Here is a 20,590-nt window from a genome sequence, read left to right on the forward strand (position 1 = left end):
TCTCGCCTGTCGGCGAGTATTTCGCCCCGCTGCCGCGGGGCGACTTACTTTCTCTTGCTTGCCCAAGAGAACGTAAGCAAAGAGAAGGGCACCCTGCTTGGCGCCCTCCGGTGGCTACGCCACCTACGGGTTCGTGAGGGCTGGCCGGGCTTTTTGATCGGGCATCCTGCCCGAGTCAAAAAGGCGAGGACGTCCTGTCCTCGCCCCCTGCGGGGCCTGATCGTCCAGCCCTCACCGCCGGCGCCAAGGGGACCCGGTAGATCAAGAGCAACGGCAAAAGCGCGCAAGCGGAACGCAGCGGCTGCGCCGCTTGCTCATAGCTTTTGGTGAGGGCGCGGGGCTTGCGATACCGCTAGTTGAGGCAGGGCGCGCTACGCATGAACCGCGCGGCGCACGTGCCTGGCAGCCCACACCAGCCACACTAGAATCAACCCGATCGTCAGCTTCTGCATCAGCCCGTGCGGTAGATCGCGCAGGAAGACTTGTAGCCAGAGCACGATGGTCGCGGCCCACGCGATGATCCAGCCTGGCATGCTGCCAGTTCCTAGTACGGCATCGCGCCGCCAGCGCGCACTCGACAACAGCATCCCGAAACTCAGCCAAAGAAACGTGGCCTGGGCGGCCAGGCCGTGGATCAGCCGTGCCTGGTTTTCATGCGGTGAATCGATAAATAGTTCGGTGATCGCAACCAGCGGCAGCGCCAGGCCCGCGCCAGCGAACAGCACCGACGCCAGCCGACTGCGCAACCGCGGCGAAGTCGCCCGATAACCGCCCAAGGCAAACCCCAGCAAACCCATCGAGATCAGGTAATACGCCAGCCGCACGTACTCGCCGCCGGGGCCGGTGAGGTAGAGGCTCAGGGGGATGGCGATGGGATCGAGGTCGTGGCGCCAGAACTGGGCGGCGCCGCAGACCAGGGCGAAAACCGTCACGGTGAACAGCAGCAGGCGGGCGGTCGGTAGGACGGGGCGGGTATCGGTCATGGGGTGCGGGTGGGGAGCGGGAAGTCGCGGATTGTAGGGGCTGGCCGGGTGAAGTGGCCGTTGCGGGGCGCGGCTGTCCGGGCGCAGATAAAGCCCGGGTGGAGGACTTGCTGCAAACGCACAAGCCGGCTATAGTCTGTTCCACTGTATTAACGCGTTAGTACATTATGAAGCGTCGATCGCTGGATCCCGAACTGCCTGCCGAGTCCGCCGAGCTCAGTCTGAGCGAGGCCTTGCTGTCGCTGAAGAACACCGAGGAGATGGGCGCCTTCCTGCGCGACCTGTGCACGCCGGCGGAGCTGGAAGTGCTGGTCGACCGCTGGCGGGTGGTGCCGTATCTGCTCGACGAGGTGCCGTATCGCGAGATCCACGAGCGCACCGCGGTGAGCATCACCACCATCGGGCGGGTGGCGCGCTTTCTCAATCAAGGCAATGGCGGCTACCTGGCCGCCGCGGCGCGCGCCTCGCGTCGCCGTGCGGCAAAGAAGGGCAAGGCATGAAACCGCGTGATCGTTTGCGTATCGCCATGCAGAAGTCCGGCCGGCTGACCGAGCCGGCGCTGGATCTGCTCAACCGCTGCGGCCTCAGCTTCCGCCAGAGCCGCGACAAGCTGTTCCTGTTCGGCGAAGGCGAGCCGGTGGACTTGCTGCTGGTGCGCGACGACGATATCCCGGGGCTGATCGCGCAGGGCGTGTGCGACCTGGGCATCGTCGGCCGCAATGTGCTGAGCGAGTACTCGCTCACCGACGGACGCGAGGCCGGGCCGCTGGCCGAATGGCGTGCCTTGGGTTTCGGCCGCTGCCGGCTGTCGATCGCGGTGCCGCAGGAGCTGGACTACGAGCGGCCGCAGCAGCTCGACGGCCTGCGCATTGCCACTTCTTATCCGGGCCTGCTGCGCGACTGGCTGCGCAGGAACGGCGTGGATGCCGGCGTGGTGACGCTGGCCGGTTCGGTGGAGATCGCGCCGCGGCTGGGCACGGCAGACCTGATCTGCGATCTGGTGCAGAGCGGTGGCACCCTGGTCGCCAACCAGTTGCGCGAAGCCGACGTGCTGCTGGAAAGCGAGGCGGTGCTGGCCGGCCCCAAGCTGCTGCCCACGGACGAGCGCGGCGACATGATCGAGCTGCTGCTCAAGCGCCTCGATGGCGTGATGCAGGTACGCGAATCGCGCCTGCTGCTGCTGCAGACCTCGCGCCAGCACCTGGAGGCGGTGACCCGCCTGCTGCCGGGCGGTCCGCAGCCGACCTTGCTGCCGGTGGCGGGACAACCGGATCAGCTGATGCTGCAGGCGCTGTGTGCCGGTGAAGTGAGCTGGCGGCAGTTGGAAGAGATCAAGAAGGCCGGTGCGCGCGAGATGTTCGTGCTGCCGGTGGAGAAGATGCTGGCATGAAACGACTGGACTGGAACGCGCTCGATGCCGCGGCGCAGCTGCAGGCCCTGGCTCGCCCCGCGCAGTCGCGTGCGGAGGAACTGCGCCGTGGCGTGGAGGCGATCGTCGCCAAGGTGCGCGCCGAGGGTGATGCCGCGCTGCGCGAGCTGAGCGCGAAGTACGACCGCTGCAGCATCGAGGCGATCGAAGTCAGCGCGGAAGAATTCGCGGCCGCCGAAGCCATGCTGGCGCCGGAACTGAAAGCCGCCATCGAAGAAGCCGCCACGCGCATCGCCACCTTCCATCGCGCATCCGCGCCGCGTCCCGTCGCGGTGGACACCGCGCCTGGCGTGCGGGTGGAGCGTGTGCTGCGTCCGATCGCCAAGGTCGGCCTATACGTGCCAGCCGGCAGCGCGCCGCTGCCGTCGACAGCCTTGATGCTCGGCGTACCGGCGCAACTCGCCGGTTGCCGCGAGGTGGTGCTGTGTTCCCCCGCCCGCGCCGACGGCCGCTGCGACGAGGCGGTGCTGTATGCCGCGCGCATCACCGGCGTGCACCGGGTGTTCAAGCTCGGCGGCGCGCAGGCGATCGCCGCGATGGCTTATGGCACGGCGACAGTGCCGCGTTGCGACAAGCTGTTCGGCCCGGGCAATGCCTGGGTCACCGAGGCCAAGCTGCAGGTGTCCGGCGATCCGGAGGGCGCGGCCATCGATATGCCGGCCGGCCCCTCGGAAGTGCTGGTGATCGCCGACAGCGAGGCCGATCCGGAATTCGTCGCCGCCGACCTGCTGTCGCAGGCCGAGCACGGCCCGGACTCGCAGGTGATCCTGCTCAGCCCCTCCGATGCGCTGCTCGACCGCGTCGCGGTGGAAGTCGAACGTCAATGCGCCGCGCTGCCGCGCGCAGCGATCGCTACCCAGGCGCTGGCGCAGAGCCGGCTGATCCTGGTCGATTCGTTGGCGCAGGCGGTGGCGGTGAGCAATCGCTACGCGCCGGAACACCTGATCCTGCAGGTGGCCGAACCGCGCGCGCTGCTGGACGGTATCGACAGCGCCGGTTCGATCTTCCTCGGTGCGTGGACGCCGGAGTCGGTCGGCGACTACTGCAGCGGCAGCAACCACGTGCTGCCGACTTACGGCTATGCACGCAGCTACAGCGGCGTGTCGGTGGCCAGTTTCCAGAAGCAGATCACCGTGCAGGAATTGAGCGCGGATGGCCTGCGCGCGATCGGCCCGTGCGCCGCGACGCTGGCCGCGGCCGAGCAACTGGAAGCGCACCGCCGCGCGGTGACGCTGCGCCTGGCCGCGCTGGAGGCAAGGGCATGAGCGTGCTCGATCTGGCGCGCCCGGAGATCCGCGCCATGCAGCCGTATTCCTCGGCGCGCATGGAGGCCAGCGGCGGCGCGATCCTGCTGAATGCCAACGAATCGGCCTGGGCGCCGACGGGTACGGCGGGACGCGGCTGCAATCGCTATCCCGACCCGCAGCCGGCGGCGCTGGTGCGCGCGCTGGCCGAACTTTACGGCGTGCGCGAGGACCAGCTGCTGGTCGCCCGCGGCAGCGACGAGGCGATCGACCTGCTGGTGCGTGCGTTCTGCCGCGCGGGGCGCGATGCCATCGCGATCCAGCCGCCGACCTTCGGCATGTACTCGGTATGCGCGCGCATCCAGGATGCGGGCATCGTGGAAGTGCCGCTGGCGGCCGACTTCAGCGTGGATGCCGACGCCTTGCTCGCCGCCCTCACGCCGGCGGTGAAGCTGGTCTTCGTCTGCACCCCGAACAATCCCACCGGGCAGCCGGTGCCGCAGGCCACCATCGAACAACTGGCGCGCGCGCTGGCCGGCCGCGCGCTGCTGGTGGTGGACGAGGCCTATGTCGAGTTTGCCGACGGCGGCAGCGTGGCCGGGCTGATCGATCGCTACGACCACCTCGCCGTGCTGCGCACCTTGTCCAAGGCCTGGGCGCTGGCCGGTGCGCGCGTGGGCACGCTGCTGGCGAATGCCGAGGTGATCGCCTTGCTACGGCGGATCATCCCGCCGTATCCGCTGCCGCTGCCTTGCGTGACGGCAGCGCTGGAAGGCCTGTCGGCGCAAGGGCAGGCCGAGGCGGCGGAGCATATCCGCAAGGTACGGACGGAACGCACGCGCATGGCCGCCGCACTGGCCGCCGTGCCCGGCGTGCGCGAGGTGCTGCCCTCGCAGGCCAATTTCCTCGCCGTGCGCTTCGACGATGCCGGCGCCGCCTATCGGCGCCTGTTCGCGGCCGGCATCGTGGTCCGCGACGTACGGCGTTATCCCAATCTGGGTGATGCACTGCGCATCACCATCGGTGCGCCGGATGAGAATACGCGTGTACTCGACGTACTGAACGGAGACCGCGTATGAGCCGCAAGATGCTTTTCGTCGACCGCGACGGCTGCCTGATCGAGGAGCCGGCGGACGAGCAGATCGACAGCTACGAAAAACTGGCCCTGCTGCCCGGGGTGATCGCCGCGCTGCAACGCTGCGTGGCCGCCGGCTACGAGCTGGTGATGGTCACCAACCAGGACGGCCTGGGCACCGACAGCTTTCCCGAAGCGCATTTCACCGGGCCGCACGAGCTGCTGCTGCGCATCCTCGCCTCGCAGGGCATCCGCTTTCGCGAGGTGCTGATCGACCGCAGTTTCCCGCGCGACGGCCTGGACACGCGCAAGCCCGGCGTCGGCATGCTGCGCCACTATCTGGCGGACGATGGCTGGAGCCGTGGCGCCGCGGCGATGGTGGGCGATCGCCAGACCGACCTGCAGTTCGCCGCCAATATGGGCGTGCGCGGTTTCCTGGTCGGTCCGCAAGGGCTGTCGTGGGAGGAGATCGCCCATCAGCTGCTGGATGCGCCGCGTACCGCCAACGTCACGCGCAACACCAAGGAAACGCGCATCAGCGTGCGGGTGGACCTGGACCGCGTGGCCGAACCGAAGGCGCGCACCGGCCTGGGCTTCTTCGACCATATGCTGGAGCAGATCGGCAAGCACGGCGGCTTCGCGCTGGAACTGGAGTGCGACGGCGACACGCATATCGACGAACACCACACCATCGAGGACTGCGCGCTGGCCCTGGGTCAGGCATTGCGCCAGGCGCTTGGCGACAAGCGCGGCATCGCGCGCTACGGCTTCACCCTGCCGATGGACGAGTCGGAAGCGAGCGCCGCGCTGGACCTGTCCGGCCGCCCGTACTTCGTGTTCGACGGCAACTTCCCGCGCGAGCGCGTGGGCGAGGTGCCGACCGAACTGGTGCCGCATTTCTTCCGCTCGCTGTGCGAGACGCTGGGCGCCAACCTGCACCTGAGCGTGTACGGCGAGAATGCGCACCACATGGTCGAGGCCTGCTTCAAGGCGGTGGCGCGCGCGCTGCGCGAGGCGATCCGCCGCGAGGGCAGCGAGCTGCCCAGCACCAAGGGAGCGCTGTGATGTCCGTGGTGCTGGTCGATGCCGGCGGCACCAATATCGGTTCGGTGCGCTATGCCTTGGCGCGCCTGGGCGCGGATGCGGCGCTCACTGCCGACGCCGACACCATCCGCCGCGCCGACAAGGTGATCCTGCCCGGCGTCGGCGCGGCCGGTCCCGGCATGGCGCGTCTGCGCGAGCTTGGCCTGGTGGATCTGATGCGTTCGCTGACGCAGCCGGTGCTGGGCGTGTGCCTGGGCATGCAACTGCTGTTCGAGCATTCGGAAGAGGGCGCGACCGAGTGCCTGGGGGTGATCCCGGGTACGGCGCGCCGCTTCGCCGACACACCGGAGCTGCGCGTGCCGCACATGGGCTGGAACCGCCTGCACATCGAGCGCCAGCATCCGCTGGTGGCGGGGCTGGACGGCGCGCACGGCGCGCACGGAGGGCATGACCGCTGGGCTTACTTCGTGCACAGCTACGCCCTGCCGCCCGGCGAGCACACGCTGGCCACCGCCGACTTCGGCGGCGCGTTCTCCGCCGTGGTCGCGCGCGAGAATTTCCACGGCATGCAATTCCATCCCGAGCGCTCCGCCGCCGTCGGCGCGAGGCTCCTCAAGAACTTCCTCGAACTATGAGCTTCAGCGTCATTCCCGCCATCGATCTGCGCGCCGGCCGCGTGGTGCGCCTGCGCCAGGGCGACTACGACCAGCAGACCACCTACGAGTTCGAGCCGCGCTCGCTGGCCCTGCGCTACGCCGGTGCGGGAGCCATGTGGCTGCACGTGGTGGATCTGGACGGCGCGCGTTCCGGCAGCCTGGACAACCTGCGGGTGATCGAAGCGATCGCGCGCGACGGCATGTATGTGCAGGCCGGCGGCGGCGTGCGTGGCGAGGACGATCTGCGCCGGCTGTTCGAGGCCGGCGTCGCGCGCGTGGTCATCGGCAGCCTGGCGATCCGCGAGCCCGAGCGGGTCGCTGCCTGGCTGGAGGAGTACGGCGCGGAGAAGCTCACCATCGCGCTGGACACCCGCCGCATCGATGGCCGCTGGGCGCTGCCGAGCGCTGGCTGGACCGAGCTGGAAGCGCGCTCGCTGGACGAGCTGGCGCCCTGGTATGCCGGCCGCGGCGCGCAGCACCTGCTGTGCACGGACATCGACCGCGACGGCATGCTGGCCGGTTTCAATCTGGAGCTTTACCGCGATCTTGCGCGCAGCGTGCCGGCCCTGGCCGTGCAGGCGTCCGGCGGCGTGCGCTCGGTGGACGACATCGTCGCCGCGCGCACGGCAGGCGCGCAGGGTGTGATCCTCGGCCGGGCGCTGCTGGAAGGCCGCTTCAGTATCGAGGAGGCGTTGGCATGCTGAGCCGCCGCATCATTCCCTGCCTGGACGTGCGCGACGGCAAGGTGGTCAAGGGCGTGCGCTTTCGCGACCACGTGGTGATGGGCGAGATCGTCGAGCTGGCCATGCGCTATCGCGACGAAGGCGCCGACGAGCTGGTGTTCTACGACATCACCGCCAGCCCGGAAGGCCGCAGCGTGGATCGCGGCTGGGTGGAGCGGGTGGCGCGCGAGATCGACATTCCGTTCTGCGTGGCCGGTGGCATCCGCAGCGTGGAGGATGCGCGCGCCGTGCTGTATGCGGGCGCCGACAAGATCTCGGTGAACTCGCCTGCGCTGGAGCGCCCGGCCCTGATCGGCGAACTGGCCGAGGCCTTCGGCGTGCAATGCGTGGTGGTGGGCGTGGACAGCCTGCGCGATGCCGACGGCGAATGGCGCGTGCGCCAGTACACCGGCGACCCCAACAAGACGCAGGCGCTGGCCTGGCGCACGCTGGACTGGATCGAACAGGCGCAGCGCCTGGGCGCCGGCGAGATCGTGCTCAACTGCATGGGCAGCGACGGCGTGCGCGAAGGCTACGACCTCGAACAACTGCGCGCCGCGCGTGCGCTTTGCCGGGTGCCCCTGGTGGCCTCGGGCGGTGCGGGCGCGCCGGAGCATTTCCGCGACGCGTTCGCGCTGGCCGATGTCGACGGCGCGCTGGCGGCCAGCGTGTTCCACAGCGGGACGATCGCCGTGCCCGCCTTGAAGCAATACCTGCGCGGCGCGGGCATCGCGACGCGCCTCTGACCGGGACCGAGCATGAGCGACTTCAACACCGACTTCGCACGACTGGACTGGAGCAAGGGCGACGGCCTGCTGCCTGCGGTCGTGCAGCATTGGCTGACTGGCGAAGTGCTGATGCTCGGCTATATGAATGCCGAAGCGCTGGCGCGGACCCTGGACCTGGGCCAGGTCACCTTCTTCAGCCGCAGCAAACAGCGCCTGTGGACCAAGGGCGAGAGTTCGGGCCACGTGCTGGCGCTGAAGTCGGCGCGCGTGGATTGCGACGGCGACACGCTGCTGCTGCAGGTCGAGCCGCAAGGGCCGACCTGCCATCTCGGCACGTCCAGCTGCTTCGGCGAACGTGCGCAGGTGGCGCCGCCGCTGGGTTTTCTCGCCACGCTGGATCGCCTGGTGGAGCAACGCAACGACGAGCGCCCCGAAGGCAGCTACACCACGCGGTTGTTCGAAGGCGGCATCCGCCGCATCGCGCAGAAAGTCGGCGAGGAAGGCGTGGAAACCGCACTCGCTGCCGTGGTGCAGGACGATGAAGCCTTGCTCGGCGAGGCGGCCGACCTGGTCTTCCATCTGATGGTGGCGCTGCGTGCGCGCGGTCTCGGCATGCGCGAGGTATGCCAGGTTCTGCAGGCGCGGCACGCGTCACGTCCTTGACGTTTTTCTCACAAGAGAAAACTTGCGCAATAGTATTCATGCAGCTACAACTGCCCGCGCGGCGATCGAATGCAAGCGAATTCGCCGTGTTGTGTCGTTCGGAGAAACGACCATCCGGTCAGGGGGCTTGAGCCAGTCGGGTTCGTGCGGGTGCGTTTCGATGTGAGAGGCAGGGACTCCCGTGGAGTCTCTCCGCGGCCATGGTGCCGCTGGAACATCGAAAGAGGGCCGCATGAATACTGTCTATCGGGTGGTGTGGAGCGCCGTGCGCGGCGCCTGGGTGGTCGCTTCCGAGCTGGCGTTCCGGCGCGGGCGCCAGGGCCGGGGAAAGCGGCGGCGTGCCGCCTTGCGTATCGCGCTTCCTGTGCTGTGCGGTGCTGTCGCCGGCCATGCCGCGGCGCAGTCCGTGGCGCTCGGCGTCTACGATCCGCAGCTCAACGACAACAAGGTCGGCGCGACGGTCGTCGCTGCCGGGGCCACGGTCACCCTGCAGGGGCCGCAGCAATTCCTCGCGGGCGACAGCGGCTCGCGCAACACCACGCTGGGGCAGCTCAATGCGATCGGCCGCATCGTCAGCGGCTGGCAGTGGGTGGGTGCGGCGCGGCTCAATCCGGGCACGCAGAACTTCGGCGCCACCGTGCCGGACCCGATCACCGGCGGTACCCGTGTGGCGTCGACTTATGCCACCGCCAATCTCACCCCGACGGCAGCGGTCGATGCGAGTGCGACGGTGCCGGACGAGGTCAACGTCAACGGCGCGCAGTACATCGATGCGCGCGTGGGCACGGTCAACAGCGGCGGCGGTACGCTCAACGTCAATATCGGCACGGCCGGCGCGGCGTCCACCGCCAGCACCAATGGCTGGACCATGGCGGCCAAGCAGTCCTCGCTGTTCTATGCCGATGGCAGCGGCGGCAATGCCAGTGCACTGCATTGGCAGTCGTCCAATCGCATCACCTTTATCGGCGCGGTCGCCAATCCGGCGCAGCCGGAGACCTACCAGGTCACCTATGTGTCCAGCTACGGCGGCAGCTTCAGCGTCACCACCCTGGATGGCGTGAGCAATGCGAAGACGGTCAACAACGACAGCGACCTGCGCACCTATAACGACTGGCTGATCAAGCAGCTGCAGGCAGGCAACCTCGATCCGGCGCAGTACAGCACGGAGTTCGGCAAGGCCTACAGCTCGTCGACGCAGACCATCGGCTACAACGTCAGCGCCAACAATGCGGCCGACGAAGTCGCCCAGCCGATCGGCTTGCGCGTGGCGATGCATGCGATCGGCAATAACGGCACCGCCACCGTCGATGCCGGCGGCAAGCTGGAAGTGGCCAACTCCAACGGTGGCGCGATGCGCGCGGAAAGCGGTGGCACGCTGACCAACAACGGCACGCTGGCGGTCACGCATACCACCGGCGACGGCTCGGCGATGTTCATCACCGGCAGCAGTTCGGGCATCAACAACGGCGTGATCAACGGCAACTTCTTTCTCAATCCGAACGGCAGCACGGTCGACAGCGCCTATGGCGCCTATGTAGTGGACTTGGCCGCGTCCAGCGCCTTCACCAACAACGGCATCCTCAACCTGGCCACTGGCGCCACCAATGGCGCGGGACAATCGGCGGGCATCCGCCTCAATGGCAACAGCAATGCCAACAACAGCGGCATCGTCAATGTCGGCGTCACCGGCAATAAATCGAATGGCTCGATGACGGGCGTGCTGTTGGCGGACGGCACCGGGCAATTCACCAACAACGCCGCGGGCAATATCTATATCGGCCGCGGCGCGCAGACCGATCCGAACGTGGCGCCGGCCGACGTGGCGATCAACCAGGGCTCGCTGACCGCGGGCATCACCGTCAACGGCAATGCGACGGCCTTGAACCAGGGCACCATCACCATCGGCAGCCGCACGCAGAATGCCGCGGCCATCGTAGTGAGCAATGCGCCCAATGCCACGGTCACCAACAGCGGCACCATCAATATCAACGGCAAGGCGGCCACGGTGCCGCGCGAGAACGACGGCATCCTGGTCACCAACTCCGGTGCGGGTGGCGGCATCAGCAACAGCGGCACGATCAATCTCAATGGCGTGAACGGCGTGGGCATCAAGGTGCTCAGCACCAACAGCAGCGCGTCGACGGCCAGTTCCAGCGGCGTGATCAATGTCGCCGGCGGCGCCGATCCGGGCAGCGGCACGCGCAACTTCGGCGTGTGGGTGGAAGGGCAGGCGTCCGGCACGGCGACGGCCAATGTCAGCGGTCCGGTGAACCTGCTGGGCGACGGCGCGATCGGCATCCATGCACGCGGCCGCGCGACGGTGGACGTATTGGCCGGTGCGGAGCCGACCTTCGCCGGCGGCAGCAAGCAGATCGCCTTCTTCGCCTTTGGCGCCAACGCGAAGATCAATGTGGCCAGCTCGGTGCTCGATGTCACCACCACCGGTTCCACCCTGTTCCGGGTGGAGAACGGCGCGGTGTTCGATGGCACGGGACTGAGCCTTACCGCATCGGGTGCGAACTCGCAGGCGGTCATCGGCACCGGCGCGCCGTCGACGGTCAGCACCAACGATGCGCAGATCCAGGTGACCGGCGCCGGTGCCACGGGCGTAGTGATCGAAGGCGGCGCCACCGGCGCGATCGATGCGGCCACCACCGTGCATCTGTCCGGTGCGGGTTCGGTGGCGGGCATCGTCGATGGCCAGAAGCACAGCCTGACCGGTGCCAATACCGGTTCGCCGACAGGCAGCACCTCGTTGACCACGGCGGCGACGTTGACCGAGAGCCAGGCCGCGCTCACCGGCTATATCGCGCGCAACAGCGGCAAGCTCACCAATACCGGCGATATCAGCTTTACCGGCGCGCACGCCACCGGCATCCGGGTCGAGACGGGTGCGACGGCGAACAACAGCGGCAATATCACGGTGCAGGATGGCGGCACCGGCATCCTGGTCGACGGCAGCAGCGGCAACAGCGCGACGACGGCCAATACCACCGGCATCATCGCCGCCAATGGCGGCAGCGTCGCGGATCGCACGCGCGGCGTGAGCGCGACCGGCGCCAAGGCGGTGGTGAATCTGCAGAACGGCGCGCAGGTGCGGATGAATGGCGTGGGTGCGATCGGCGCCGAGGCGATCAATGCGGGAACGGTGAATGTGTCGGCGACGGCGTTGCCGGTGTTTGCCAACACCGATCAGATCGCGTTCCATGCGCTGGGCGCGGGAGCGCGGATCAACAGCGCCGCCAATGCCATCGATGCCAGCACCGCCAACGCCACCATCTATCGCATCGACGACGGCGCGACGCTGGCCTTGAGCGGTACGCCCACGCTGACCTCGTCGGGTGCCGGTGCGCGCGGCATTACCGGTTCGGGCCCGGGCACTACGGTGACCAGCGGCACCGCGACGTTCAATGTCAGCGGTGCGAATGCGACGGGCGTGGAAGTGGATGGTGGCGCAAGCGGAACCTTGAGCGCCGGTTCGACGGTGAACCTCAGCGGCAACGGCAGCATCGGTGGCATCGTCGATGGACAGAAGACCGACATCTCGGGCGCGGCAGCAGGGACACCGGTAGCTACCACCCTGACCAACAACGGCGCGGTGAGCGGCGCGGGCGCCAATGCGATCGGCTTCGTGGCGAAGAACCTCGGTACGCTGGTGAATACCGGCACGCTCGACTTGAGCGGTGCCGGCGCTACGGGCGTGTGGGTGCAGAGCGCCGGCACGCTCACCAACAGCAGCAGCATCCACGTCGCCAATGGCACCGGCGTGCGGGTCGAGGGTGCGCAGTCGCAGATCCTCGGCCTGGGCACGGTCACCGTCGACAACGGCCTGGCCGGCATCCGGCTGCTGGGCGGCGCGCAGGCCAGCATCGATGGACAAGGCGGCAGCGTGGCCGCACATGGCAGCGCGCATGGCGTGCTGCTGGACGCGGGTGCATCGTCGCTGACGGTGGCCAACGCCACCATCACCGCCGACGGCAGCGGCAACGGTATCGAGAATGCGGCGGAAATCGGCGCGGTGTCGTTGCAGGGCGTGACGGTGCAGGCGGGTAATGGGGCGGGCATCCGCACGGCGACGGCGTTCGATCCGGCATCGACGGTGACGATCAACGTGGCGGGCGCAGGGACCGGTTTCGCGTTCCGCCACGCCGATGGTTCCGCCACCACCGGCGCGCTGGACCTGAGCAAGAACTATGTGGTGAATGCCAACGGTGCGGGCGCGACGGGCATCCAGGCTTTGACCACCGGCGCGGTGACCACGGCGGCATCGGTGAATGTCAGCAGCGCAGCGGGCGGTTCGGCGCTGGTGGCGGGCACGGCCTCCAGCACCAGCAACACCGGCAAGCTGATTTCGGCCAGCAGCGCGGCGCCGGTGGTCGATCTTGCCAACGGCGCCGGCACCCGCTTTACCAACACCGGCACGATCCAGGCCGCCAGCGCGCGCGGCCCGGCCCTGCGCGGCAGCGCCGGCAACGATACGGTGACGCTGTCCGGCGGCGCGGTGCAGGGCGATCTCGCCACCGGCGATGGCAGCGACACCTTCAATTGGACTGCCGGCACGCTCAACGGCAGCCTCAGCATGGGCAACGGCGCGAACAACAGCGCGCTGGTCAAGGGCGTGGATCTGTCCAGCACCTACCATCTCACCGCCGGCAGCGGCGGCGGCAATACACTGACCCTGGATGGCATCGAATCGCGCGGCGGTTCGTTCGCCGCAGACGATCTGGGCAAGGGCGTGAACCTGGGCAGCGGCTGGAACACCATCAATTTCACCGGCACCCGCTTCACCCTGACCGACAACCTGCAGTTGGCCAACAGCGACGTCGTTATCGATGCGGCATCCACGCTGTTCGCCGGCAACAACGTGCACCCGGTAATCTCCGGCGCCACGGCGACCAGCGCGCATGTCAGCAATGCAGGCGTGATCGATCTCACCAACGGCGCCGGCTCGCCGGGCAATAGCCTCACGGTAGGTGGCGATTACATCGGGCAGAACGGCCGGATCGAGCTGATCACCACGCTCAATCTCGGCAGCGCGCTCAGCAATCAATTCAGCGATCGCTTGCTGGTACAGGGCAATGCCAGCGGCAGCACCGTGTTGAACATCGCGCCATCGGCGGCGAGCACGGGCGAGCTGACCGACTTCAATCACAACAGCGCGGTGGATGCGACGGAAGGCATTTCGGTGGTGCAGGTGGCGGGCAGCTCCACGGCCGATGCGTTCCATCTGGCCAGCGGTTATCTCGCGGCGGGTCCGTGGAAGTACGGCTTGTACGCGTTCGCACCGGGTTCGTCCGTGGCGGGGCAGCGCGTGGTCGCCGGCAGCGGCAACGCGTTCTGGGATTACCGCTTGGCCAATGTCTATATCTGCGAAACCGACTGCGAACCGGCACCGACGCCACCGCCCGCCGTCACCGAAGCACCGGACGACGGCTGCCTGGTGAACGGTATCGACACCTGCGCGCCGGGCCGCCCCGAGGTGACGCCGCAGGTGCCCGCGTATATTTCCGCGCCGGGTGCTCTCGCCGCCTACGGCTTCCGCATGCTGGACAACCTGCACAAGCGCCTGGGCGAGATCCGCCACGAGAACGTCCTGGACGATGGCGCGGGCGGCGAAGCGTTCGCGCGCGTGATCGGCGGCGACTACACCTATCACACCGACGTGAGCTTCCGCCGCTTCGGCTACGACTACGACCAGCACGTGCGCGCGCTGCAGGTGGGCGCGAACATTTTCAATATCGACAACGAGAAGTCGGCGATGCGCGCCGGCCTGGCCTTCACCCATGGGCGCACGCGGCTGGAGCCGAAGGCCGCCGACGGTACCAGCCGCACGAAGTTCTACAGCAACAGTGTTGCCGCCTTCCTGACCTGGCAGCACGTCAACGGTTTCTACGTGGATGCGGTGGTATCCGGCGATCGCCACCAGGGCGACGTGGACGTGGCGCGCATGCAGGACGTCGCGCGCCTGCGCGCCACGGGTTGGACCGCTTCCGTGGAGACGGGCTATCCGTGGCGCTTCGACAGCGGCTATACGCTGGAACCGCAACTGCAACTGGCGCGGCTGCACGAGCGGGTGGACAGCCTGGTGGACCAGGACGGCACGCGGGTGAACTTCCACGACTACGACCAGAACGTCGGCCGCATCGGCGTGCGCTTCTATCGCACCTGGGATCGCGGCGAGCAGCGTTTCGCTACGCCGTATGTGCGCTTGAATTACACCAAGGGCTGGGGCGGGCGTTCGCGCGTGACCATCGGTGCCGACAGCGCGCCCGGTCTGGAGCAGACCTTCGTCGGCGGTGCGTATGGCCAGGGTGTGGAGCTGGGCCTGGGCGGCACGTATTCACTGGGACGGCAGTGGTCGTTCTACGGCGAGGCCGATTACCAGAAGGAGGTTGGCAACGCCGGTGCGCGCGGTTGGGGTGCCAACTTCGGGGTGCGCTGGAATTTCCAGTAGCGATATCGTCATTCCGGCCTGCGCCGGAATGACGGGTTTAACGCTGTCCCGCCGGTGCAAGCTCCGCATGCGCCGGATCGAACGCCACCGCCGCGCCGGGCTTCACATGCCCGCGCCAGCGCGCAAGCTGGTCGGCGATGCCGCTGCCGATGTCGATCTGCGGTTCGGATGGGGTGAGATGGTCGCGGGTTTCCCACTGCGCGATCTCGCTCCTGGCCTGCTGGAAGGCGGCGATGAAATCGGAGGTTCGGTTCATCGCATCGACCAGCCAGGCGCGGCCGAAATACGTGATGTCGGAATCGCTGCCGCAGCCGAACGAGCTGCGGTCGGCGCGCGCGGCGGTGAGCACCAGGGTGCCGGGGCCTTTCAGCGGCGGCACGAAGCCGCCGGAGTAGCAGGCGTTCACCACCACCACTTTCCACTTGAAGGCGTGCTTGGCCAGGATGCCGGCCAGGTCCGGCGCGCCGATCTGGTCCAGCGGCAGCGGGTCCATGTCGACCAGCAGGTTGTGGTCCGGGTCGCCGTGCGAGGTGAGGTAGAGCACGAGGATGTCCTCGTCCTTCTTCATCACGCCGGACAGCGCATCCAGCGCGTTGTCGAGGTTGCTCCAGGTGGCCAGCGGGCGGGTGTCGAGCGTGTCCGGGCTGTTGGCCAGCAGCAGCGGGTGCACGCTGGCGCCGAAGCGGTCGGCGAACAGCTTGCCGGCGTATTCGACCTCGTTGTGGAACACGTCTTCGCCGCCGTCGCCGGCGAAGGCCACGACGTAGAGGTTCGGCGTGCCCGCCACGCGCGGTCCCAGTCTGGCCAAGGCGTCGTGCAGCAGGCGCGGCTGGGCGTAGGCGACCTGTTCGGGTGTCGAGGCTTTTTCCGGCCAGCGGTCGGCTTCGTCATCCGCGGGCGCGGGCAGCTCGGCCGAGTTGGCGATGGCGGGCAGCGCGCGGGCTGGAGCCGCGCTTGCCGCGACGGCCGGTACGGCGGCGTGGCGCGCCTCGCCCAGTGCGGGTGCGGCGTGGTGTGCCAGCAGGGTCAGCAGCACGCCGGCGGCGAAGGCGAGCAGGGCGGTCAGGGCAATGCGCATGGCGGCGGACGCGGAGCTCAGGGGTTGATGGCGTCGAAGTCGGTATAGGCGGGATGGCGCGGCTCGGCCGGCAGCGCCAGCGGCGGGCGCAGCAGCCAGGCGGTGTGCAGGCCGGCGGCCTTGGCGGCGTCCAGTTCCTCCACGATGTCGGAGAGGAACAGCAGGTGCTCCGGCAGTTCGCCGATCGCCGCGGCGATCTTCTCGTAGGAAGCCTGCTCGCGCTTGGGGCCGGTCTCGGTATCGAAATAGCCGGCGAACAGCGGGGTGAGGTCACCGGCCTCGCTGTACTGGAACAGCAGCTTCTGCGCGGCCACCGAGCCGGAGGAATACACGTACAGGCGCAGGCCATCGCCGCGCCATTGGCGCAGGCGCGCGGCGACTTCCGGGTACATGTGCGAGCGGTATTCGCCACCGGCGTAGCCGTCCTTCCAGATCATGCCCTGCAGCGCCTTGAGCGCGGTGGACTTGCGGTCCTCGTCGATCCAGCGCAGCAGCAGCTCGATGATCTCCTGGCGGCTGGCTTCGACCAGGCCGGCTTCCTTGGCCGCCTCGTGCAGCCAGTGCTGCACCTCGGGCGTGTCGACGTGGGTTTCCACATAGGCCGGCAGGCGCTTGCGCGCGTACGGGAACAGCACGTCCTTGACGAAGCTGATCGAGCTGGTGGTGCCTTCGATATCGGTGACGATGGCGCGGATGACGGTCATGGGCTAGCCGTGGAAGCGATGACGGAAACGCGGGCCCGTCATGCCGGGCCCGGAGAAGCAAGCTTAGCCGCGCCGGCGGGCGCGGAGCGATTCAGGCCGCCGCCTTCCCCGAGTCGTGCGGCAGCATGCGCGGGAAGCGCTGGGCGATGTCCTCGCCGGTGAAGTTGGCGACCCAGCCGTCCTTGTTGGTGAACAGGCGGATCGCCACGAAGTAGGGCGCCTCGCTCATGTCGAACCAGTGACGCGTGCCGTCCGGCACGCCGATCAGGTCGCCCTGTTCGCACAGCACGTCGTAGACCTTGCCGTCGATGTGCAGGGTGAACTGGCCGGCGCCGGCGACGAAGAAGCGCACTTCGTCCTCGCTGTGGGTGTGCTCGCTGAGGAACTTCTGGCGCAGCGTGGCGCGCTCGGGGTGGTCCGGCTTGAGGCTAATCACGTCGACGGCCTGGTAGCCCTCGGTGCTCATCAGGCGGTCGATGTCGGCGCGGTAGGCGGCGATCACTTCGTCCTGGCTGGCGCCCGGGGCGATCGGCTGGCCGGCTTCCCACTGCTCGAAGCGCACGCCGACCCGGCCCAGCTCGCGCGCGATGGCGGCGTGCTCGGTGTGGATGGACAGCGGCGCGTCGGGGCGCTGCTCGTCGAAAATGCGCAGGCGGCTCATGCGGACAGTCTCCTCAGGTCCATTTCACAGCCCAGCAGGAACTCCAGGGCTTCCAGGTGGCGGCGGGTTTCCGCCATGTCCTTGCCCCAGGTGTAGATGCCGTGGCCGTCGATCAAGTAGGCGTGCAGCGGCTTGCCGCTGTCGAGCCAGGCGTCGACCTGGGCTACCAGTTCGGGCATGTGCTGGGTATTGGGGAACACCGGGATGGACAGCGCGGCGTCGTGGGTGGTTTCGCCGGCGATGGCCTTCTGCAGCTCCCAGCCTTGCAGGCGCACCACGCCGTCGGCGGCGAACAGGCGCGAGGCCACGCTCTGCGTGCGCGAGTGGGTGTGCAGCACCACGTTCATCTGCGGCAGGCGGCGGTAGATCTGCGTGTGCAGTTCGGTTTCCGCGCTGGGGCGCGCGGCGGTGCCGACGGCCTTGCCATGCATGTCGATCAGCATGATGTCGTCGCGGCCGAGCTTGCCCTTGTCGCGGCCGGAGATGGTGATGGCCGCGTGCTCCGCGTCGATGCGCATGGAGAAATTGCTGCTGGTCGCCGGCGTCCAGCCGGCCAGCGCCAGCTCGCGCGCGGCGTCGGCGATCGCGTCGGCGCGTTCGGCGAACAGCTCCGGCGCGATGGAGGAGGGAAGGACCTGGCTCATGCGATATGGACGTCCAAATGGCAGGGGACTATAGCACGCCGGTCCGTACGCTCTTTTGACCGCGCGGGCGCCGAATGCGAGCCATTCTCATGGTGTGCTGCGGGCCGGGCGTACCATGGCCGCCGATCCGCCGCCCGGCGCGGCGCCAAGTCCCCAAGACGGAGGTTGTCCCCAATGTCGAACGACAAAGAACTCGAGTCCCGCCGCCAGTTCCTGAAGATCGCCGGCGGCACCGTCGCCGCTGCCGCGATGATCGGCTCGCTGCCGCGCGTGGCGCGCGCCGCCGACCTGCCGCACGTGAGCCCGGACGATCCGACCGCGAAGGCGCTGGGTTATGTCGAGGACGCGGGCGCGAGCAAGGACGCCAAGCGCAAGGCCGGCGACGCTTGTTCGAACTGCCAGTTCTATTCGGGTGGCGCCTCGGGCTACGGTCCGTGCCAGTTGTTCCCGGGCAAGTCGGTGAATGCGAAGGGCTGGTGCGTGTCGCATTCGAAGAAAGCCTGAGCGATACCCGCATGCGTGATCGAGGCCGGCCTTTGCGCCGGCCTTTTTCATGCGCGCGTTCTGGCCAGGCAAAAACGCGCGAACGCGCCGGAGCGCGTTCGATTTCAGAAGAGGAAGTGCATCGTCGGCGGTATCGATCGAGAGCAACGATCTAGCCGGAGAGAAGATGCAGCCCAGACGCGTCAGGCCGAGGAGCTGACCCGCCTGACGCGCCGGGCGGCAATCCGGGGCCCACTGCCAAGTGATCTACCCACGGACGGCAGATGTTACTCCCCAAACCACCGTTTGGGGCGTCCGGACGAAAAATTTTTCCCGAAAAAGTCTCGTTAAAACGAGCAATAACAAAGACTTATGGCGCTATTCGTGACTGCACATCAAAAATCGGCGCGGATTGCGCATTTCGCGGCAGTTCTGTTCAGTTGAGCACCATACGCGGGCGTTTTCCGGGATTGCCCGCCATTGGCGGGCGTTCGACGGAGATCGCCTCAGGAGGCGCGGCGCAGGCGGCTGTGGCGCACGCCGTAGCCGAAGTAGATGGCCAGGCCGATCACGGTCCAGACGATCATCAGCAGCCAGTTGAACCAGGCCATGAAGGACAGCAGGGTCAGGCAGCTGATCACCCCGGCGGTACACACGAACTTGGCCGCCGGCACGCGGAACAGCCGCGGCAGCTCCGGCGAGGTGTAGCGCAGGATCAGCACGCCGGCGCAGACCGCCACGAAGGCGATCAGGGTACCCATCGAGGTGAGGTCGGCCAGCAGGTCCAGCGGGAACACCGCGGCCAGCACGGCGATGCCGATGCCGGTGAACACCGTGTTGAGGTGCGGCGTGCGGTGCTTGGGGTGGATGCGGTTGAACACCGGCGGCAGCAGGCCGTCGCGCGACATGATCATGAAGATGCGCGGCTGCGCGATGATCATCACCAGGATCACCGAGGACAGGCCGATCATCGCGCCGATCTCCACCACCAGGCGCAGCCAGCCCAGCTCGGGATGGTTGCGGATCGCGGTCACCACCGGCTCGCTGGTGCCCAGTTCGGTGTAGGGAATCAGGCCGGTAAGCACCGCCGCCATGGCCAGGTACAGCACGGTGCAGATCACCAGCGAGACCAGGGTGCCGAACGGCAGGTCCTTCTGCGGGTTCTTGCATTCCTGCGCCGCGGTGGAGGTCGCCTCGAAGCCGATATAGGCGAAGAACACCATCGCCGCGCCGCGCATGATGCCGGACCAGCCGTACTTGCCCGGTTCCTGCTCGGCGGGGATGAAGGGATGCCAGTTGGCCGGATCCACATAACGGTAGCCGGCGACTACCACCACGATGATCAGGCCGACCTTGAGCGCCACCATCAGCACGTTCAGGCCCGACGACTCGCGGATGCCGACGTAGCACAGCCAGGTCAGCGCCAGCACGATCGCCACCGCGGGCAGGTTGAGCAGGTGGCCGGTGGCGACCAGGTGCCCGTCCTTGAACGCCAGCGGCGCCTCGGTCAGCGCGATCGGCAGGTGGATGCCGACGTGATCGAGCAGGCTGGTGAAATAACCGGTCCAGCTGGCCGCCACCGCGGAGGCGGAGATGCCGTATTCCAGCACCATGTTCCAGCCGATGAACCACGCCACCAGTTCGCCCAGGGTGGCGTAGGCGTAGGAATAGGAGCTGCCGGAGATCGGGATCAGCGTGGCGAATTCCGCATAGCACAGCGCGGTGAAGCCGCTGCAGATCGCCGCCAGCATGAACGAGATCAGCACCGCCGGCCCCGCATGTTCCGCCGCCGCCTGGCCGGTCACCACGAAGATGCCGGTGCCGATCACCGCGCCGATGCCCAGCGCCGTGATCCCCCATTTGCCCAGGGTGCGGCGCAGGGCAGGGCCGCCATGGCAGTCGTCGGCGTCGGAGAAGTCGGTCTTGCGGGCGAGTAGCTGCTTGAGCATGCGTGGACCTGGGTGGTGCGGGTGTCGGATCGTGGCCGACTATAAAAGAGAAGGCCGGCGCGGAGCCGGCCCT

General features: G+C 68.0%; 17 protein-coding genes. 11 read left to right on the forward strand and 6 right to left on the reverse strand.

The genetic code is table 11. The features are described from left to right. Window positions 1–371: 371 nt before the first annotated feature. On the reverse strand, window positions 372–983 hold the full coding sequence (locus tag AB4083_RS02715) for a DUF998 domain-containing protein (RefSeq protein ID WP_441606208.1): 612 nt from the start codon (window positions 981–983) through the stop codon (window positions 372–374). Window positions 984–1,150: 167 nt separating this feature from the next. Here AB4083_RS02715 and AB4083_RS02720 point away from each other — a divergent pair, with 167 nt between their 5' ends. From AB4083_RS02720 to AB4083_RS02765, 10 genes are all read left to right on the forward strand, one after another. After that, on the forward strand, window positions 1,151–1,483 hold the full coding sequence (locus AB4083_RS02720; RefSeq protein ID WP_441606209.1) for a YerC/YecD family TrpR-related protein: 333 nt from the start codon (window positions 1,151–1,153) through the stop codon (window positions 1,481–1,483). Beyond that, window positions 1,480–2,373, forward strand: coding sequence for an ATP phosphoribosyltransferase (gene hisG, locus AB4083_RS02725; protein WP_441606210.1), 894 nt, complete (start codon window positions 1,480–1,482; stop codon window positions 2,371–2,373). The genes AB4083_RS02720 and hisG overlap by 4 nt, the downstream gene beginning before the upstream one ends. After that, window positions 2,370–3,677, forward strand: coding sequence for a histidinol dehydrogenase (gene hisD / locus AB4083_RS02730; RefSeq protein WP_441606211.1), 1,308 nt, complete (start codon window positions 2,370–2,372; stop codon window positions 3,675–3,677). Before hisG ends, hisD begins: the two co-directional genes overlap by 4 nt. Beyond that, window positions 3,674–4,735, forward strand: coding sequence for a histidinol-phosphate transaminase (gene hisC, locus AB4083_RS02735; protein ID WP_441606212.1), 1,062 nt, complete (start codon window positions 3,674–3,676; stop codon window positions 4,733–4,735). The genes hisD and hisC overlap by 4 nt, the downstream gene beginning before the upstream one ends. Further along, window positions 4,732–5,796 carry a bifunctional histidinol-phosphatase/imidazoleglycerol-phosphate dehydratase HisB gene (gene hisB / locus AB4083_RS02740; protein WP_441606213.1) on the forward strand — a complete coding sequence of 355 codons (1,065 nt, stop codon included), beginning with the start codon at window positions 4,732–4,734 and terminating at the stop codon, window positions 5,794–5,796. Before hisC ends, hisB begins: the two co-directional genes overlap by 4 nt. Continuing rightward, on the forward strand, window positions 5,796–6,410 hold the full coding sequence (gene hisH, locus AB4083_RS02745) for an imidazole glycerol phosphate synthase subunit HisH (protein ID WP_441606214.1): 615 nt from the start codon (window positions 5,796–5,798) through the stop codon (window positions 6,408–6,410). Before hisB ends, hisH begins: the two co-directional genes overlap by 1 nt. Beyond that, window positions 6,407–7,135 (forward strand): HisA/HisF-related TIM barrel protein, encoded by a 729-nt coding sequence (locus AB4083_RS02750; RefSeq protein WP_441606215.1) that lies wholly within the window; start codon window positions 6,407–6,409, stop codon window positions 7,133–7,135. Before hisH ends, AB4083_RS02750 begins: the two co-directional genes overlap by 4 nt. After that, window positions 7,129–7,899, forward strand: a complete 771-nt coding sequence (gene hisF / locus AB4083_RS02755) for an imidazole glycerol phosphate synthase subunit HisF (RefSeq protein ID WP_441606216.1) — start codon at window positions 7,129–7,131, stop codon at window positions 7,897–7,899. Before AB4083_RS02750 ends, hisF begins: the two co-directional genes overlap by 7 nt. A 12-nt stretch (window positions 7,900–7,911) precedes the next feature. Further along, window positions 7,912–8,544, forward strand: a complete 633-nt coding sequence (gene hisIE / locus AB4083_RS02760) for a bifunctional phosphoribosyl-AMP cyclohydrolase/phosphoribosyl-ATP diphosphatase HisIE (protein ID WP_441606217.1) — start codon at window positions 7,912–7,914, stop codon at window positions 8,542–8,544. Between the two features lie 232 nt (window positions 8,545–8,776). Beyond that, on the forward strand, window positions 8,777–14,998 hold the full coding sequence (locus AB4083_RS02765) for an autotransporter outer membrane beta-barrel domain-containing protein (protein ID WP_441606218.1): 6,222 nt from the start codon (window positions 8,777–8,779) through the stop codon (window positions 14,996–14,998). Window positions 14,999–15,035: 37 nt separating this feature from the next. Here AB4083_RS02765 and AB4083_RS02770 read toward each other — a convergent pair whose 3' ends face one another. From AB4083_RS02770 to AB4083_RS02785, 4 genes are all read right to left on the reverse strand, one after another. Beyond that, window positions 15,036–16,076, reverse strand: coding sequence for a C13 family peptidase (locus AB4083_RS02770; RefSeq protein WP_441606219.1), 1,041 nt, complete (start codon window positions 16,074–16,076; stop codon window positions 15,036–15,038). A gap of 17 nt (window positions 16,077–16,093) precedes the next feature. Next, on the reverse strand, window positions 16,094–16,780 hold the full coding sequence (mtnC, locus tag AB4083_RS02775) for an acireductone synthase (RefSeq protein ID WP_441606220.1): 687 nt from the start codon (window positions 16,778–16,780) through the stop codon (window positions 16,094–16,096). A gap of 91 nt (window positions 16,781–16,871) precedes the next feature. Then, window positions 16,872–17,441, reverse strand: a complete 570-nt coding sequence (locus tag AB4083_RS02780; protein WP_441606221.1) for a 1,2-dihydroxy-3-keto-5-methylthiopentene dioxygenase — start codon at window positions 17,439–17,441, stop codon at window positions 16,872–16,874. Beyond that, window positions 17,438–18,085, reverse strand: coding sequence for a methylthioribulose 1-phosphate dehydratase (locus tag AB4083_RS02785; protein WP_441606222.1), 648 nt, complete (start codon window positions 18,083–18,085; stop codon window positions 17,438–17,440). Before AB4083_RS02785 ends, AB4083_RS02780 begins: the two co-directional genes overlap by 4 nt. A gap of 174 nt (window positions 18,086–18,259) precedes the next feature. On the opposite strand from AB4083_RS02785, the gene AB4083_RS02790 reads away from it, so the two are divergent. Next, window positions 18,260–18,589: a high-potential iron-sulfur protein gene (locus AB4083_RS02790; RefSeq protein WP_441606223.1), complete on the forward strand. Its 330-nt coding sequence runs from the start codon at window positions 18,260–18,262 to the stop codon at window positions 18,587–18,589. A gap of 485 nt (window positions 18,590–19,074) precedes the next feature. Here the strand turns inward: AB4083_RS02790 and AB4083_RS02795 are convergent, their stop codons facing one another. Next, window positions 19,075–20,517 carry an amino acid permease gene (locus AB4083_RS02795; RefSeq protein ID WP_441606224.1) on the reverse strand — a complete coding sequence of 481 codons (1,443 nt, stop codon included), beginning with the start codon at window positions 20,515–20,517 and terminating at the stop codon, window positions 19,075–19,077. Between the last annotated feature and the right edge of the window lie 73 nt (window positions 20,518–20,590).

It is taken from the genome of Dyella sp. 2RAB6 (genome assembly GCF_052115385.1).
Taxonomy (GTDB): Bacteria; Pseudomonadota; Gammaproteobacteria; order Xanthomonadales; family Rhodanobacteraceae; genus Dyella_D.

Coding starts and splice junctions, on each gene's coding strand:
- hisIE (WP_441606217.1), top strand. CDS start 7,912: ATGAGCGACTTCAACACCGACTTCGCACGACTGGACTGGAGCAAGGGC.
- hisC (WP_441606212.1), top strand. CDS start 3,674: ATGAGCGTGCTCGATCTGGCGCGCCCGGAGATCCGCGCCATGCAGCCG.
- AB4083_RS02715 (WP_441606208.1), bottom strand. CDS start 983: ATGACCGATACCCGCCCCGTCCTACCGACCGCCCGCCTGCTGCTGTTC.
- hisB (WP_441606213.1), top strand. CDS start 4,732: ATGAGCCGCAAGATGCTTTTCGTCGACCGCGACGGCTGCCTGATCGAG.
- AB4083_RS02795 (WP_441606224.1), bottom strand. CDS start 20,517: ATGCTCAAGCAGCTACTCGCCCGCAAGACCGACTTCTCCGACGCCGAC.
- AB4083_RS02765 (WP_441606218.1), top strand. CDS start 8,777: ATGAATACTGTCTATCGGGTGGTGTGGAGCGCCGTGCGCGGCGCCTGG.
- hisF (WP_441606216.1), top strand. CDS start 7,129: ATGCTGAGCCGCCGCATCATTCCCTGCCTGGACGTGCGCGACGGCAAG.
- AB4083_RS02750 (WP_441606215.1), top strand. CDS start 6,407: ATGAGCTTCAGCGTCATTCCCGCCATCGATCTGCGCGCCGGCCGCGTG.
- AB4083_RS02770 (WP_441606219.1), bottom strand. CDS start 16,076: ATGCGCATTGCCCTGACCGCCCTGCTCGCCTTCGCCGCCGGCGTGCTG.
- AB4083_RS02785 (WP_441606222.1), bottom strand. CDS start 18,085: ATGAGCCAGGTCCTTCCCTCCTCCATCGCGCCGGAGCTGTTCGCCGAA.
- hisD (WP_441606211.1), top strand. CDS start 2,370: ATGAAACGACTGGACTGGAACGCGCTCGATGCCGCGGCGCAGCTGCAG.
- hisH (WP_441606214.1), top strand. CDS start 5,796: ATGTCCGTGGTGCTGGTCGATGCCGGCGGCACCAATATCGGTTCGGTG.
- AB4083_RS02780 (WP_441606221.1), bottom strand. CDS start 17,441: ATGAGCCGCCTGCGCATTTTCGACGAGCAGCGCCCCGACGCGCCGCTG.
- mtnC (WP_441606220.1), bottom strand. CDS start 16,780: ATGACCGTCATCCGCGCCATCGTCACCGATATCGAAGGCACCACCAGC.
- hisG (WP_441606210.1), top strand. CDS start 1,480: ATGAAACCGCGTGATCGTTTGCGTATCGCCATGCAGAAGTCCGGCCGG.
- AB4083_RS02790 (WP_441606223.1), top strand. CDS start 18,260: ATGTCGAACGACAAAGAACTCGAGTCCCGCCGCCAGTTCCTGAAGATC.
- AB4083_RS02720 (WP_441606209.1), top strand. CDS start 1,151: ATGAAGCGTCGATCGCTGGATCCCGAACTGCCTGCCGAGTCCGCCGAG.